The organism is Paenibacillus sp. V4I7 (assembly GCF_030817275.1).
Lineage (GTDB): Bacteria > Bacillota > Bacilli > Paenibacillales > NBRC-103111 > Paenibacillus_E.
Map to the genome: position 1 here is coordinate 84,544 of NZ_JAUSZD010000001.1, position 15,882 is coordinate 100,425.

The following is a 15,882-nucleotide window of genomic DNA, read 5'->3' on the forward strand; positions in this document are numbered from 1 at the left end:
TACTGATTATATTTTTTCTAAGTATTTATCAATTTCCCGTGTAAAACTGTCTCGTCCTTTGCATGTAAGAATAACTAAGTTCTCGGGATTTTTACTCTGGATATATTTTTGTATGCGATGCTGCGTGTACGTCCTAATATAAAATATGAGGTCAGCGCGCCGGATTGGTCCGGCAAGGAGATGAATATTGGTTTCATCGTCGGTAGCAGGAAAGAATTCACCAAACCCACCTCTCTTTGCTATCTCCTCTTCGTACATCTGCTTTTGATCGCGGTGTCCCACAACAAGTACATGCTTGCCAGCAAGAGGCTTCGGCTGCACAGCGAGAAGTGCTTTATATTCATCGGTAACCCGCTCCTGCTCTGATAAGAGACGCTGCAGCAGTTCGTTGTGTTCTTCAAGCTCCTTAATGCGCCGCAGAGCCTCTTCCAATTGCTCCTCTGCGGATTGATTGACCCGCTCCAGTTGTTGCTGCAACTCTTCAGTTTGTAGACGCTCGAATTCATAACGCTCTTCAAATTCTTTCGCTTTTTGGAGAGCCGTAAGATGAGAGGTCATTCCCTCCGCCTTGCCGCCAATACGGCCGCCATAGACGAAATAATATCCATTTAAGATCTCTGTTTCATAGACCGCCCAATCTAAGGGCGTGAATGAATCCATAAGAAGGGAGGCGTCTTCCTTACGATCAAGTATGACACACGATTCATAGACAGCTATCTTATTGACTGCCTGGGCATAAATCTTATGTTCAGGAGAGGTCTTCCCTTGTCGACGGAGAACTTCATAGAATTCAAGCTTCTGTTCGTTGCCAAGGTTATCTAAGAAACCCTTAAGATTACCAAACGCCCCTGTGAGACGGTCGACTACTCTTTTACTTGCGCCGGCTGCTAAGTGAAGCAGATATTCACGAATGACAGGCTTCGTTACGCGAAAGAGGACTTTCTCCAGTAGAATATTCTTCCAATCGGACTTCTTAAGCAGCTTGTCATGAATGGTTATTCCCGCACCGCGGGCTATATCGCTGAAAAGCTTCTTATCATCCAAGCTGATTAAATAACCGGCAATACACGAACATAGGAGCGGGTCAAATTCGCCAACCTCTTGAAGGGTAAAAGCAACGAATTTCCTTCGTTGCATGGCACGGTCCTCATCCTCGTTAATCATTGCTCTTAGGGATATCCCCATAGCGGATATGGACTCAAGGGTAGTAAAGTAATGTGCCACACTGGGGTCTACCTGTATATAGCGTTCAGGAATCATTGCGCTCTCCTTAAACTTTTTCAATATCGTTTCCGTCAATCATCATGAAAGTTTCACGGGAGAAATCAGTTTCATTCACGAGACGATGCGATTGTAACCGCAAAGATTTTTCATACAGGTTGCGGACATAACGTCCATTCCCGAACTGAGAATCATGGCGTACTTCATCAAAGATAGCTCTCATCTTTGAAATGGCTACCTCTGTTAATTGATAATCCGACTCTGTGTACATTCGAGACGCGATCTCTAGCAGCTCGTCCGTATTATAGTCTGGAAAATCAATGACGTTTGGAAATCGGGATTTTAATCCAGGATTAGTTTGTAGAAAATCATCCATTTCTTTACTATAGCCGGCTAAGATGACAACAATACGATCACGATTATCATCGATTTCCTTAACTAAGGTGTCAATGGCTTCCTTACCAAATCCATTCTTTGAGTCAGCATCTGATGCAAGAGAGTATGCTTCATCAATAAATAAAACGCCATCCAGCGCGCTTTGAACGGCCTCACGGGTTTGTATCGCCGTTTGCCCGACGTATCCGGCCACCAACTTAGATCGATCCATCTCCGTAAGTTTTACCTGTGGGAGATATCCGACACTGTGCAAGACCTCAGCTACAATTCGAGCAAAGGTTGTCTTCCCCGTACCCGGATTCCCTTTAAAAATCATGTGCACCGTTTGTGTACTCTGAGTTGCAAGACCCAACTCTTTCCGTTTCTTTTGCACAGTAAGAAAGGAATATAAACTGCGGATAAAATCTTTCACTGTTTTCAGACCGATAATACGATCCATTTTTTCAAAAATAACGACAGGATCTTCAGGAACAGAATTGGATATTTGACCATTCTTGTTAAGGTTAAGCTTGTCCGAAGGTAGTTCTATTGTCTCCTTACTCCTATTTGGAAAGACAATATCCTCGATCTGGATTGAAAAACGGGAAACAATCGCATGTTGGAAAACTCCATATTCTGTGTCGGTGTAAGAATAGTATTTATGCTCACCGTTAACCATTGCTAAGAGATCATCTCTATAGACACGCATTAATTCCGACAAGGCCATCCATTTGATAGATGGTAACTCATTAACAATGGATGTAGCTATTGAGATAAATTCATCATTAGATCCATTAAGATCTATAAAATAATCTGCGGCATTCATCAGACGCCCAAAGCATCGAAGGAGTTCAGGATCATTATCAACGGCTGCTAACGCTCTAAAATACTGAATTTTACTCATATTGAAGACTGCCTGATAAATGCTTCTGTTTTTCACAGAAGGCTCCTCGAGTTCAAGATGGGCCAACTCATCGAAGAGTGAAAATATATCTTTTGGAGAACAAATAGACTCAGTTCTTAAATAATACTCTTCTAAGGTTTGCCAATCATAGGACTCTAAGTTGTCAATGTTCTGTAAATGTACACTTCTATTGATTAATTCTTCCAGGTACTGTAGACGTCCCGAAACGATCTCATCACTAAGCAAATAACATGAATCTGCATTCTCCTCCTCTAGGAGCTTTTCGACGGCGCTTTGAGCATCTGCAAAATTTCTAATCATCATCCCCATTTATGCCGTCCCTTCGTCGATCTCGACTTCCTTATCATCTTGTGTAAACCAAGCCCCCATACGTTGCCATAAGCTACCTTTCTTCCGGGCCCGAAGCTTTTGCATGACTTCTTCACCAAGGATCAAGTCCGCTAGTTCATCCATGACCTCTTTCATGGCATTTCGCTTCTCATCTCGAATAAAGCTAGCTTTCCAGAAGGAGTCCCCTTCCATGTACAACTCAAATAGTTCAGTCATGGCCGGTACATGGGTAAGGTTGTTTACGCTGTAGATCGATTTAATCTCTCCAGAGTGTAAACGTTCCAGGCGAGGAGTACTCTTATTCATAACAACATGAAGCTTATCATAGTAACGGTGAAGGTGCTCCTTAAATTTAGAATGCTCCCTCTCCGTCCGGACCACATCATAGCCTCCTACCGCAATAATGTGGTCCGCGCTGCGAAGCAATATCTGTACGCTGGGATCATCATAATCTGTACTGACATCACATAATAAAACGGACAGATTACGGCTGTACGCCAGCAGGTGTGCTGTATCGGTTTCCGTCCAACCATTCAGATCGTCCTTCGGTCCACGAATGATATATTTGACGTGTTCATGAGTGAATACTTCCGACCACGCAGGGAGCTCCTCGTTTCGAAGCACGGTTTCGTGCCAACTCTCCCAAACAGGCAGATCGATCGGTTGTTTTTGTTTTTGCTTCACGATCGCTTCTTTACGGCTGATGTATCCTTTACTTCCGTCAAATAATCCCCAAGCATTGATAATCTCGAACCAAGCGGAAGGGGCGATTGGTGATTCTAGGACACCAACATCTACTTGCAGTTCTGAAACATACTCGGCCAACATGCGTGTCAACAGAGATGAACCCGCTCCTTCGAATAGTGAAAGGACAACTACACTCCGTGATGGGACTCGTACCTGCTCAACGACAACCTGCTTCTCAACTATTCGTTTTTCAACAATCTTGACTTCGGTTTTAACTTCACTTTTCGGTTCAGCGGGCGCTGGGCTTAGCTTCTTCTCCTGTTGCGGGATATGTGCTTGTTCCAAGATTTCCTCTGGAGAAGAGTTTTCTCGTTTTCGTTTGCGTAGTTGCTCCGTAGCTTTCTCCTGCTGCTTGCGAAACCGCTCAGTAGAGTCAAATTTCGGAGGATTCAGGAGTTGCTCTTCCCATTCAGACGAAAGCTTACCTTCATTAAAAATATCGGTTACGCCTTGAAGTGCAAGCTTTGCCAGAAATAGATCTTCTTCCGGGCGCTTACACACAAACACTATGCGCATATACATGTCTACTCGGCGTAGCTCCTCGATAATGTCGAGCCACTCCTCATCTGTTTCCTTGTCGCCAACTAAATCTTCTCCAACAATAACCATATTGGCAGCAAGTTCAATAACCCGATCCACAAGTTTTTTCCTCACCATAGCGACGCCAGCCACGCGGCCGACACCTGTTTCTTCAACAGCTTCTTTAATAATTTCATTCATGCCTTCCGTACCAAAACCGACAACGATAATCTGTTCTCTAGCCAAACTTACACCTCCATCGAATATGAAAAAAACCGCCGAGGGAAAGCTCGGCGGCAGCCTTACAGAATATCCATATTAAGCCGCTGCAGCTCAACTTCCCCTTCTCGTTTACCTTTCCTTGCTACAAAGAAGGACTTTGGAAACTCATCTAAGCATTCATCGGGCAAAAAAACTTGAACAAAGGAATCCGACATAAAATCAATGGACCCAACAACTGCCTCGATCGCTTCTAGGGACCCTACACTCCATACAACCATCGCAGCACCAGGTTTAACCATGGGGAGCTTACCGTCATTTTCTTGGACCATTTTTTCATACATTTCTTGTTTTTTCTGCATAAGTCGGAGCGGGTTAGATTTTTGCGCCAACCGCTCTACATACATAGTAAGCGGCCCTTTATCCGACTGTACAAAGAACTGACTAAAAGGGCGAATTGGATCACCTTTGGACCAGTTGGGGGCGTAAACCACTTCGGCATACTTGCCTCGTTCCTCAAGGATCATACGGAGTTCGTTGACCGCACATATAGAAAGCGAGTAGCTCTTGTACTTATGAAGTTGCCACGGCTCTAGGAGCTGCATGCCATGCATCATCGAATAAAACAGAAACGCTCCCTGTCCTAGCATCCATACGTGTTCTTTTTCTGGTATACCATGGCGATTGAACCAATATCCGTCGAACCAATCTAGCTTCTGTAGTGTCCTTAGTCGAGAGCCTATATGATGAGCCTTTTCAAATGAATTTGCAGCAAGACGCCGGATTTGACGTTCGGTTAAGCAGATCCATTCTTGGAAGAACTTCGTCAGGATGAGGTCTGGAGGACCAATTTGGCCAGCCGTTACGCGATTTACAATGGTTTGAAAATGAAGGACAGACGGCTTCTCACTCCGTTGCGCGGAAAACTGTAACGTTGGATCATCTAAGGGCGGCAGGCTGCCATCCTGCGCCCTCCAAAGATCAGAATACTCCAACGCCGAGGAGATAGCTGCTCCACTATTCAAGCTATTCAAATCAGAAGCCACTGCCAAATGCGCCTGCTGTTTGCAGCGTAGGGTCAATTCGGTAAATCCGCGCTCTTCCGACCCGTTTGATCTTATCTAACGAAGTAACCTGTGCTTGCACACGAAGCCCAAGAGGAAGGCCATAGCGGAATTGTTGACTTAGCGGATACTGAAGATTGCCAAGAATGACAATACCCGTTGACGCGAGCTCAATCAAATAGGTGTTAGGGCCATTTTGCGTCTTTGCCACAACTTTCGCTAGGATATGATCCCCGACCGAGTGGTATTGCTCGATCTGGTCCCATTTCTGAGAGCGGTATTCTTTCTGAATTTCTTTTCGGGACAACCGGAGACGATATTCAAAATCGCTATCTGCACCTTCATCCCCGTCTTTGTTAATCTTTTCAACGGCCATTACCTTAAGTTCTACTTCTCCGCCAATCATGACGACTTCTCTTAAATCTGTGATACTGTTTAAGTCCCACTCTCCAGGAGGCACCATGCAGGGGACGCCTTGTACCTCAACAAAAACGAGTTTTGAATCGTTTCGTACGCCTGTTACGGTACCACGTACGATGTCCCCCTCCTTGACGTTCTTCAGAAATTGATTTTGAACGATCGGAATTGCCTGAACTCGGGAAACGATCGCTACACCAGTCTCGCGGTCGATATCCGTAACAAGGAATGGTACAGGCGTACCCATAAAGCCTGTAAAACTCGAAACCTTTCTTGTAGTAAATTGTTCACGGGAGCAATATACGGGAACGCCATTGAAGTTGATGACAATGACGCTGTCTTTCACTCCTTTGAGCGTAACTGGCTTTACGTCTGCTACAGTCCCCATTTGCACGTATTTACGAATCATAGATTCTCGAAGTATTTCTAAAATAGCATCGTTGTTCATCAACATGGAAATTAGACTCCTTTATCCCTTAAGAATTATTTTTTCTTCCTGTTCTGCTTTTGGATCATCCGCGCAATAAATTCATTGTTAGGTGGATCCGCTATATTGTATTTATTAATAGGTGGCTGTTCCTGCTTTGTGGGCTTACCTCGCCTAGCCGCATTAATTTCCTCATCACGTTTAGGGTTGGCTATTGTCTGTGTGGCTTCTTTCTTTGATGGAGTATCATTTTTCTCAGTTCCACGATCCTCAGAAACTATCGCTTCACTCGGCGTATTCTCTATTCTTTCAATTGTAGGAGTTGAAATAGAAAGTTTCTCTTCCTTCATTGGATCTTCTTTCGTTGGAGAAGGCCCGCCGAATAGAAAATCACTGGCTTGAATAATTGGTTCTGCAGATAGAGGCGCCGAACTGGGAGCTTTCGTTTCCACTACATGAGTCGGATTAGACGCTGCCGAGTCCTCTCTTTTTTCCTCAATGGTCACTTCTTCTTTTTGAGAAGCTTGTTTTTCAATTTCGCTGTATGCGGAAGGCTCTGAACCAGGGGCGAGAATAATCTCCGGATCTATTGTTCCAGTCTGCCGCTGTCCACTTACGAGTTCGATTTCAGCGAAACGTCTCCTCGGAACATCCACTTTCGGAACTTCCTTGAATGACGGATGACCGATGTATTCAGGTTTACGCTTAATTTCCTGCGTCTCGGTTGTGGCTGCTGCTTCCGAAATATTCGAAGAGCCATCACTTAAACTGGTAGAGGTACTTTCACTTTGACCTGGCAGCCGAATTCCTTTTTCAGCGTCGTCCTTAGATTCAGCACTATCTTCGATCCAGTCCATATCGAACTGTTCGTCCTCTTTAAGGGCAATTCGCCAATGTTCCATAAAGGAATTGAGCGCGTCGGCTTTCAGTGCCTTATTCCACTTGTCGGCCCGACCGAAGTCAACAAAGTCACCCATTGCTTTAATGGCTTTTTGCGTACTTCCTTCAACAACTAGTCGAATATAAGAATATTTGAACTTGTTATACATGATGCTATCCGACGTAACAAGCTCCATCTCCTTACGAGTAGTCGTTTCAGCAAAGGAGTAGTTCGGACTGGTCATATTCTCTGGTGTTATGCTTTCACGGCGGGAAAACTCATCTACTACCGTCGTACCGAAAATCTCTGACAACTTTTCTGCGTCATATTTCCCGACACCGCCGTAAACGATGTAGTTACGAATTGTACCCATCATTCCATCCACGAAGCCCCGACCAAGTTCAATATCGAACTGAGAGAGCGTTTGTGTAGCAACAAGAGGTGCATACTTATACTTACGACCCTGGCTTGTCAGTTTCAGGAACTTGGCATTCATATATTCAAGGAATTCATCCGCATACGATGAGATCAAAGGTCTTGTCTTTTCTTCACCTTTTCTCCGGAAGACCGCGTTCTGTACAGACATGTACACTAGTTTCCCGAAAGGTGAACTGACATCACCTAATTCTCCGTTCGCCGTATTACAAAGCAGGATACCCCCGCGACCCATCAGCTTATCCAGATCCACACGGTTTTCGCCAAGAAGGACACGTGCACAATAAGGATTCTGCAGCAAGTCGGCGATTAGATTACGGGTGGTTCGTGTAAACTCAAACTGCTTGTCCACATATTTGATTTTCCCTTTGTGAGGACCATCGTTAAATCTAACGAACACACCTTCGCGAGTCTTTTCCGGTTCAATACCGTCATTTCGGAACCATTGAGCAGTACGACGAGCAAGCATCCAAAAAATCTGCCGATCCCGAGACATTTTGGCGACAATTGCTGGCTCAGGAAGACGCCGTTCAAGTTCTTCAACTAAATCAGCTGTATAGCGAGGGTCTTGGTACATCTGGTCAAGATCGAGAAGTGTACATTCGTTCTTCTTGATGAACTTAAGTAAGTATACATACGCTTTAAGAACGGTACGGCATGATTGGCGGAAAAAGTCATCGCTCGACTCACTCATACTATCCAGGACGGCAGTCAATGTCTCTGCTACCTGAGATAGCGGACCAACCATACAGTTGAATCCAGGCGTATCCGGATTCGATGGATCAAGGTAAACAACAAATTCTTCGGGAATCCCGTGCTCGAGTGTAAGCTCATACGCTTTATCACAAAGGTCTTTAGCTGGTTCAACAATGATACTCCCGATCAGATGATTACCCCAAGCCTTCTGGAATTCCGGCGTTCCATATCCATACTTTTTAACGTAAACCGGAAATGCATTAATGGCTCTCTGTAAGTGGTCAAGATCTTGACGGAAAGCTTTGATGATTTTCAAGCTCGTTTTACCAGATCCCGGTGGACCAATCAGCATGGTACCAAGCTGCCTAGAATCTCCCGTAAGTACGACCGGTGTTTTTGAATCAGCCTCTAGCGCAAGCACGATGTCAGGCATTACGTTAGCGCGCTCATCTCCAAACCTTCCGATCCATTTCCACTGGAACTTGTAATTCTCAAACCATTCCTGCAATACGGGGTCGGAACGATATTCGCCGACGATTTTTATCCAGTAACGAATAATTGCGTAGGATGGAAGCAACAGCAGGAACCACCCCATCATCTTGAGCCCACCTGGATGGAGATACTCCCGATATTCTGGAGTTTTCACCCAACCATCGAATTGCCATATGATATCGTACCCAATTGGCTTTACATAAGCAGCCGTGACAAGCATCGCTAGTAATGTGAACGTCCCCCACGTATAGATGAACGCAATCGATCTTCTCAGAACAGAGCTATTCGTTAATTTCACACGAGTGCTGAATAACCAGGTGCCATTGCAAAGGATTCCAGTAAAAATCAGAAGGCCGATCGGTACAGTAAGCGGTGGTTGATAGAATGGCATGAGTGGTGAGAATACAAACAACATTCTTCCCATTTGCTCATGTGTCAAATTTCCGTGACCAATGATAAATCCCATCCACATTCCCATCGTCGACATTAAGATGAGCCAAATGATTATGAAGCCGATACAGAGTGCAATGACTGGTAAACGTTTGGTCAGAACGGCCATGACGGCACCTCCCCCCATTTCACACCGGTTCGTCGGTCATATGTCCTCTGATGTGCAACACGTTTATCCTGCCGGATATCCTCAAGAGTTAGACTAAGTACTTCCATGTTTGCGATATGCGCGTCTGTATCAATATCGCATCTATCAGGATATACCAGCACACATTTCAAATCGGGAATTTTGTTTCCTATTAGATGATTCACCTTAATTTGTGGATTCACCCAATGAGGTAAGGCAAAATAGAAGGCGATGATCTTACCCGCTCCCCTATCGATCAACCCTACATCTGGGAGTCCAGTTTTTATCGAGTATGTAGCCCAGTCCCGCTTCGACATCATCGTATAGGAAGGGAACAGAGTCTTCCATGTATCATCCGACACATGAAAGTATGATTTAAGCTCTCCTTCTGCAGATATGTATTTTTCAGTCGTAGGGGTGAGCGTACTTTCCCATCCAACCAACATCTGCAACGTATCGGAAAGCAGTTCGTCTTTGATTGCCTTTTCTGCAGCCTCTGCAATGGTTCGAAGTCTGATTTTGTTTTGCCGACTTTTTCTTTTTGCCTGATCGCGTTTGTCCTCGTCGACTTTGACCTTACCCATCGAACCCTCAGCGACCACGAAGGCGATGCCTTTCGGAAGGGCTGGCAGCACGGATTGAATTTTCTTGAACTTTCCTTCCAGCTGCGTTGAACTCATGGTGCCTGTATCCGACTCCACGGATATTAATGGCTGGTAGTATTCTTTTACAATCCGGTTGTCCTCTTCGTTCCGTGAGTTGACTGGTACATTTAAGATATCCTTTCCTAAGTTCCCGCTCCTGACAAGATCGTTGTAATACTCATTTGGTTTGAAGATAACCCAGTCAGGTCGATATGGAACTTCGGGCTTCTCTCCTTCTTTATCGACAGGTGCCGGATCCAAGTAAAGGAAGCGGCGCCACTCAGAACTAGGAAGATAGACTTCTTTTCCCCAGAAGGAACCCAAGAGCGCGCAAAGGAAAGCTTGTAAAACATAATGGTGGACATCTTGATCTCTGATTAGGAGGTCTTTGTAAAGGTAATGCTGTTTGGGCAACTTATCCGTACTTGAGACTTCTTCATCATAGAGAGAGATATCCATAACAGCTCTGGCATAGAGCCGAATTCCAAATGAAGATAATGAATAATGAATTGGAAAATCGCCTTTTTTCTTCGCTAATGTGAATATGTATTCCCGCTCGAAAACACGGTAGTTGTTCAGCTTGTTCAACAGATATTCAAAGGACTTCTCATTCTTACTTCTGAAGAACAAACTCCGGATCTGGCTGCTGGTTAGACGACGATGGACGTAAAGCGAATGGAGAACCATGGCTGTTTCCGTGTTTTTGAGAACTAGATGGACAAGTTCTGCTTCTGTCCTATCTATAGGTTTACCACGGCGCACAACTGCGTTGTTTCGTCGCTTTAGTTTCTTCCCGCTCCCCTTATCGTCGGAATCGCTATCTTCTGATAAGGAATCCTTCTCTTCCTTGGAATTGCCGTCTGACTCCGTCAGCTCAGATTCGATATCATCTTCCGCAGCTCTCTTTTGATTGGTTGCTTCCTTAATGGTGGAATCTTCGGATTCAGGGGCAATCTTTGTTCGGGTGGATTCCTTTTCACTACCAGAAGATGTCTCGTGTTCGTGAGTCGGATGACCTATAACACCCGCTCCTGTTTCAGTAATATCAAGGGATGGCTTAACATTGGGAAAAGGTGTCTCTTTTGATGTAAAAGGATCAAACTCTGCGATAGGTAAGCTTTCTTCCTCTTCTATTCCGTAAGTATTCTGAACTGAAAGTAAATCCTCATTCTCTAGATGGCTTCCCGCCACGGTAGGGTACCTCCCTTCTCTACCAAAATTCGACATCTTTCATAGTTCTAAGATACCATAATCTAGGATACGTAGGTAGCTTTTTTTGGAAATTTTGATAGCTTGTTCGTAACTGAGAAAACTAGGGTCAAAAATAAAGAAATCTGTGTGCAAATCAGTGCATAGTTAGTCGCCCGCTCCACGCTCTGATAAGGTGCCCGATTTACTTCTTTGAATGTGTGGATAAAACGAAGAAAAATCCCTTATTTTAAAAGGGATTGTGGATAACACTATAGAGTGTTTTTTATATAAAAATGATTAATATTTCATTAGGAATAAAACCTGAACAGTAAACCTAAGATTTAAACCTGAGAATCTAACCTAAATAATTAACCCTAAATTTGTAAAAGCTTTATTGGTTACGAACAATCTAGACGAATGGGTATGAAGTCCCCCCTAATCATACATCCACCCCAGTAACATTCACTCATGAAGAACTCATTTGTTTCTGCAAGCAGTCATCAGTTCTGCTTCAGATAAGGCTTCATCAAAATTAAAATAAACTATCGATAGTTTAAATTAAACCATCAATAGTTTATTAATTTGTCTTATATATTCCTGGATGACTATTTCTTCGAAGAAGCAACTTTCGGCGCCCCTACCCTAGTTGAACTTTTTAACATTGCAGATGCGAGTTTCATGGCTTGTTCTTTTGAAAGTTCATTTGATGCCAATATTGGCACCTCCCCCGTGATTAATCCTATTATCCATGATTGACTATTTGATTAGAGATTAAACATAAGGATCATGTGTTCTAACACCATGGTCCTCCCCATATACTTGTCCTATAAGATGGAATAATGGAATTGTGGAATTATGACCGTAGACATAATAGACCTATTTATCATAAATAACGGGAGGGAAGAGGATTGAGCTCAAGCCTAAACGCTATATTACGACCAACGGATCCTGTTACAAAGAAACCAGGATCGGAAATGAATGAACATCGTAAGAGTGCAAATATTTCTGAAACGAAGCAGGTAATTGATGTACCAAAAGTCAAACCCACATCCCCACCGAAGCATCGAACAAGGAACGAACGAGCTGATAAGAAAAAGGATATTAAATTCCCCGTAACGCCGGCTCAACGCGAAGAATTAAGAAAACTGGCCAAGGAACTTCGGATTGAAAATAAGGATCCATCGAAAAAATATGAAACAATCTCTAATACGCATGTCCTAAAGAAGGCGTTAGAACAATACAGTATCTTTCCGGAAAGGTATCCTCCACTCGTCTACAGTGATACCGGCCAGTACATGCATGCTGAACTTCTTCTGAGGGATTTTGATTATATTGAGGAGCTAGCAAGAAAGATGAATTTATCTATTCGGAAGACCGTTTATCGACTTATTATGAACTACATTCACAGAGGGGAGGTTGATAGTGATGCGTATCGAGAAGGCCGGTGACGTAGTAACAGATAGATTAAGAAAACTGGGTGGAATATCCTGGGGAGACCTATTTTCACGGAACAAACGATTCGTAAAGATTGAGGTGCGAGCGGAAAAAATTGATATCGATCGAGCTGCAGTCTTCATTAGTGATTTGAATAAAATTACAAAAGGAGCCTTTGCTGAACTGTCGATAGACCATTTGATACACTTACTATATGATGACTTTTTAATGACTGTTCGGGAAAATATGACTGATGTAAAGGTCGATGCAAATAGCATTACTCAAGAAGAAGTTGTCAAAAGCCTAATTGATAAGCGCAAAATTTACTTCCCCCGAACGAAACGAACTGAAGTTGGCGAGTACTCTCTCGTTCGGAAGAAATGGCTTATTTACGATATCCACTTACGCAGGGATGCAGCTCAGAGAGGTGATGTTTTCTTGAATGATGCGGCATCCGAATACCTTGATTTCGAAATGTCCCTTGCCGAGTTGATTTCCATTCTTTTTGTGGATTTTGTTGCTCAGCTGCGTAAGGGGAATCAAAAAATGCTGATCAATGCGCTTTTAGATCGCTTCTATTCACATGATTTTGATTAAAGGATTATTCACTTCGAAAGTGAAATTGTTCTGAAATCGATCCTAATTCAATTTAATGTCGATAGTGTGGTCATATCAACGTTTCAACAACTTCGAGTTATAGATACTCTTATACCACATGATCTTCGTCTTCAAATGATAATAATAGTTAGGTCAAGGGCGAGTTCGCCTTCGTTGCTTCACATGTTACTATTGACGACGATGCTCGGATCCACCGCCCAATTTTCAATCAAATTAATAGTGATCTCAGTAAGATAATAGTAAAAAAATAATGCCTAAGCACTTCTCTTGTCGGGAGTGCTTCTTATTCTTCTTCATCGATCAATAAGTAAACTTCCATCTTCGTATCAAAAACAATAATTTGACCGTTATCACCGTAAACCATATCGTTTACTTCATTGTGATTCAGGACCAACGTTTCGCCTGTTTCTTTATGCTTTACGCGGTATTCCATGATGTACATCCCCTAAACAATAAATTCCTCAAACACTGGCAGCCTCATGAGACCCGACTTATACCAATCCCGATACTTTACCTTGCAGCGCACTACCGGCTGCACATAGACATGATCCTTGCTCTCACCGCTCTTATAAGCCTGGAATACAGGCCACATCGATTTACGCGCCGCGGGAGTAATACCTAACTCTAAAGCACCGATAGGTCGAATACGGCCATCATCTGAATACCCAAGGAGCCACGAATGCTCCTTCTTGCTGTATCCCGTTATGTAGACCTCTGCTCTTTGGAAATTTATCACCTTTTGCCATGACCAGGAGCGCGTGTCTTTCTCATACTTGGAGTTTTTCTTCTTAATGACTATGCCTTCTAATCCGTGTTGGCAGACGATATTAAAGAAATCTGTAGCGCTGCCGTTGATCGGACGGACTACTCGATAGTGATCATTTTCTTGAATAGCCTCTTCAAGTAATCCCTTGCGAACTTCCAATGGTAATGCGGTTACGTCTACGCCGCGGTGGTACAAGATATCAAATGCGAAGTAGACAACCTTATGCTTGACCTTACTGGACTTAAACCGAGCATTACAGGCTTCGAAATCAGCCTTACCATGTTCATCTAACACTACAATCTCACCATCGAGGATGGTCCCCTTCTGGATCGGCGGATTGTGCAACTCCGGATATTTTGATGTTGCATTCGTGTTCTTTGTATATAGGTTTAATTCATCTAAATTAGAAACGATCAACCTTATGCCGTCCCACTTAAGCTCGGCAAATGTGGAAGAATCATCAAATGGTTCGTTATTTTTGGCATATTGTAAAAGCATTGGAGGAATAAACATTATCTTCACCACCCATAATAATGTTACACCTTAGAGCTATACATGACTAATGGTACTTGAAGGAAACAGCCCAAGGATACTCCTCCCCTTGGGCTCTCATTATAGATACTGGTCTCGGTAGTTTAGTGATGAATCTCGCATATCCCCACTCACCAGCATTAGAACATCATTACTATTGTTGAAAGAAAATAAAGTATTAGACTGCATGTACTGATCCTACGTGTCTTTTCGAATTACATTCTCGTCTGACTTCGAAAAATAAGTATTAGACTGACTCCAATAAAAGAAACAGCGGTAGCCATGGACGAGAAAAAGTCCTAGACTGCCGCTGTTTTATTGAACTATCGTTTTCCGAGGGAGCGTAACAAATGTTTCACATGGTAGTCGCACAATCCTGCAGACTCCAAAACTTATTTAATATTGCCTATCCACCAAAGTCTACATGTGGTCTACAAAAGTAAAACTCCCTATTTCAACAGCACAGAGAGTCGAGTGCCCGCCTTTATCCTATCCGAAATCCTTTAGTTTATGCCGAAGAATCCTAAAATTCCAAGAAAATCCTTGTCATAATAAGCGCGATACAGGTAGCAGATAATGATTAGTCCGATGGTATTCTCGAAAAGTTGAAATACGTTGCCAAGTAAAGACGTGAAATAGGTCGATGTTGCGCTCGCGGCGGCTTCATTCTTGGATTTCTCCCATATCAGAACGACCGTTGCAAGTATCGTCAAAGGTAAGTCCAGAATCACGTACTTCACAATATTGATTCCGATTGGAATTGCGATAATAATAGCCAGAATTAATCCGAAAATCCTCCACTCTAGCCCAGTGATTATGTACGCCACGATAAGTGCCGCAACTCCAAAGAATATGGAATTCCTTACTGCATCTTTGAATACTTTTCTTACTACTGCTTTGGGATTGTTAATGTCGACTGATTGGCTTAGACCTGGCAATTTGATTCCCCCGAGTTCATTTAGATTAGTCCAGGTATTCAACAAAGGCATCAATAAATCCGGACCTGAATGCATTGACCGGCATATTCTTGGAGCCCCAATCAGCACCGAACCACTTTTTAAGCTGCTCTGTTGTTGGAAGGTCGCCGCAATCATCAGCCCCCCAACAATAAAAGTCCAATTTTCTATCGTCCAATAACATTCCTGCCAATTTGCGGTACTCTTCGACCGACATTTTCTCATAAAGGATATCGTCTATACCGCCAGCCTCATATCCTTCAGCCGTGACATCTCCCCATAGACGACCATTTGAATATGCTCTCTTGGCTAAATCTTCATGTTTTTCTTCGCTAAGCTCATAGCCTTTATAACGGTCTAGCTTCCCGTAAATGCGTTCGGATACATTAATCCCCCAGGATAGTACCTGAAAAGCTCC

The 15,882-nt window shown here is 43.4% G+C and carries 13 protein-coding genes; 2 read left to right on the top strand and 11 right to left on the bottom strand.

Features of this window, described 5'->3' with window-relative positions:
* Window positions 1-6: 6 nt before the first annotated feature.
* The 7 genes from QFZ80_RS00420 to QFZ80_RS00450 are packed head-to-tail and all read right to left on the bottom strand — an operon-like array spanning window position 7 to window position 11,159.
* Entirely contained in the window at window positions 7-1,260 is a 1,254-nt protein-coding gene (locus QFZ80_RS00420) for a hypothetical protein (RefSeq protein WP_307544357.1), read from the bottom strand.
* Between the two features lie 10 nt (window positions 1,261-1,270).
* The gene (locus QFZ80_RS00425) at window positions 1,271-2,830 is read right to left on the bottom strand and encodes an AAA family ATPase (protein ID WP_307544355.1); all 1,560 of its coding nucleotides are present in this window, start codon (window positions 2,828-2,830) and stop codon (window positions 1,271-1,273) included.
* Window positions 2,831-4,363 (bottom strand): hypothetical protein, encoded by a 1,533-nt coding sequence (locus tag QFZ80_RS00430; protein WP_307544353.1) that lies wholly within the window; start codon window positions 4,361-4,363, stop codon window positions 2,831-2,833.
* A 56-nt stretch (window positions 4,364-4,419) separates the two neighbouring features.
* Window positions 4,420-5,388, bottom strand: a complete 969-nt coding sequence (locus QFZ80_RS00435; protein WP_307544351.1) for a hypothetical protein — start codon at window positions 5,386-5,388, stop codon at window positions 4,420-4,422.
* Window positions 5,372-6,271, bottom strand: coding sequence for a S1 RNA-binding domain-containing protein (locus QFZ80_RS00440; RefSeq protein WP_307544349.1), 900 nt, complete (start codon window positions 6,269-6,271; stop codon window positions 5,372-5,374). The genes QFZ80_RS00435 and QFZ80_RS00440 overlap by 17 nt, the downstream gene beginning before the upstream one ends.
* A gap of 29 nt (window positions 6,272-6,300) precedes the next feature.
* A complete protein-coding gene (locus tag QFZ80_RS00445) occupies window positions 6,301-9,306 on the bottom strand; it encodes a type IV secretory system conjugative DNA transfer family protein (protein WP_307544347.1) in 3,006 nt (1,001 codons plus the stop codon).
* The gene (locus tag QFZ80_RS00450) at window positions 9,294-11,159 is read right to left on the bottom strand and encodes a replication-relaxation family protein (RefSeq protein ID WP_307544344.1); all 1,866 of its coding nucleotides are present in this window, start codon (window positions 11,157-11,159) and stop codon (window positions 9,294-9,296) included. The genes QFZ80_RS00445 and QFZ80_RS00450 overlap by 13 nt, the downstream gene beginning before the upstream one ends.
* A gap of 908 nt (window positions 11,160-12,067) precedes the next feature.
* On the opposite strand from QFZ80_RS00450, the gene QFZ80_RS00455 reads away from it, so the two are divergent.
* Together QFZ80_RS00455 and QFZ80_RS00460 are read left to right on the top strand one after the other, a co-directional pair.
* Entirely contained in the window at window positions 12,068-12,607 is a 540-nt protein-coding gene (locus tag QFZ80_RS00455) for a hypothetical protein (RefSeq protein WP_307544342.1), read from the top strand.
* Window positions 12,585-13,190 (top strand): hypothetical protein, encoded by a 606-nt coding sequence (locus QFZ80_RS00460; protein WP_307544340.1) that lies wholly within the window; start codon window positions 12,585-12,587, stop codon window positions 13,188-13,190. The genes QFZ80_RS00455 and QFZ80_RS00460 overlap by 23 nt, the downstream gene beginning before the upstream one ends.
* A 304-nt stretch (window positions 13,191-13,494) precedes the next feature.
* On the opposite strand, the gene QFZ80_RS00465 is transcribed toward QFZ80_RS00460, so the two are convergent.
* The 4 genes from QFZ80_RS00465 to QFZ80_RS00480 form a co-directional block, all read right to left on the bottom strand.
* Complete coding sequence (locus QFZ80_RS00465) at window positions 13,495-13,644, bottom strand: hypothetical protein (RefSeq protein ID WP_307544338.1); 150 nt, start codon at window positions 13,642-13,644, stop codon at window positions 13,495-13,497.
* 12 nt (window positions 13,645-13,656) lie between these two features.
* Window positions 13,657-14,490, bottom strand: a complete 834-nt coding sequence (locus tag QFZ80_RS00470) for an ATP-dependent DNA ligase (protein ID WP_307544336.1) — start codon at window positions 14,488-14,490, stop codon at window positions 13,657-13,659.
* A gap of 521 nt (window positions 14,491-15,011) precedes the next feature.
* On the bottom strand, window positions 15,012-15,446 hold the full coding sequence (locus QFZ80_RS00475) for a hypothetical protein (protein ID WP_307544334.1): 435 nt from the start codon (window positions 15,444-15,446) through the stop codon (window positions 15,012-15,014).
* A gap of 25 nt (window positions 15,447-15,471) precedes the next feature.
* Window positions 15,472-15,642, bottom strand: a complete 171-nt coding sequence (locus tag QFZ80_RS00480; RefSeq protein WP_307544332.1) for a hypothetical protein — start codon at window positions 15,640-15,642, stop codon at window positions 15,472-15,474.
* Window positions 15,643-15,882: the final 240 nt, after the last annotated feature.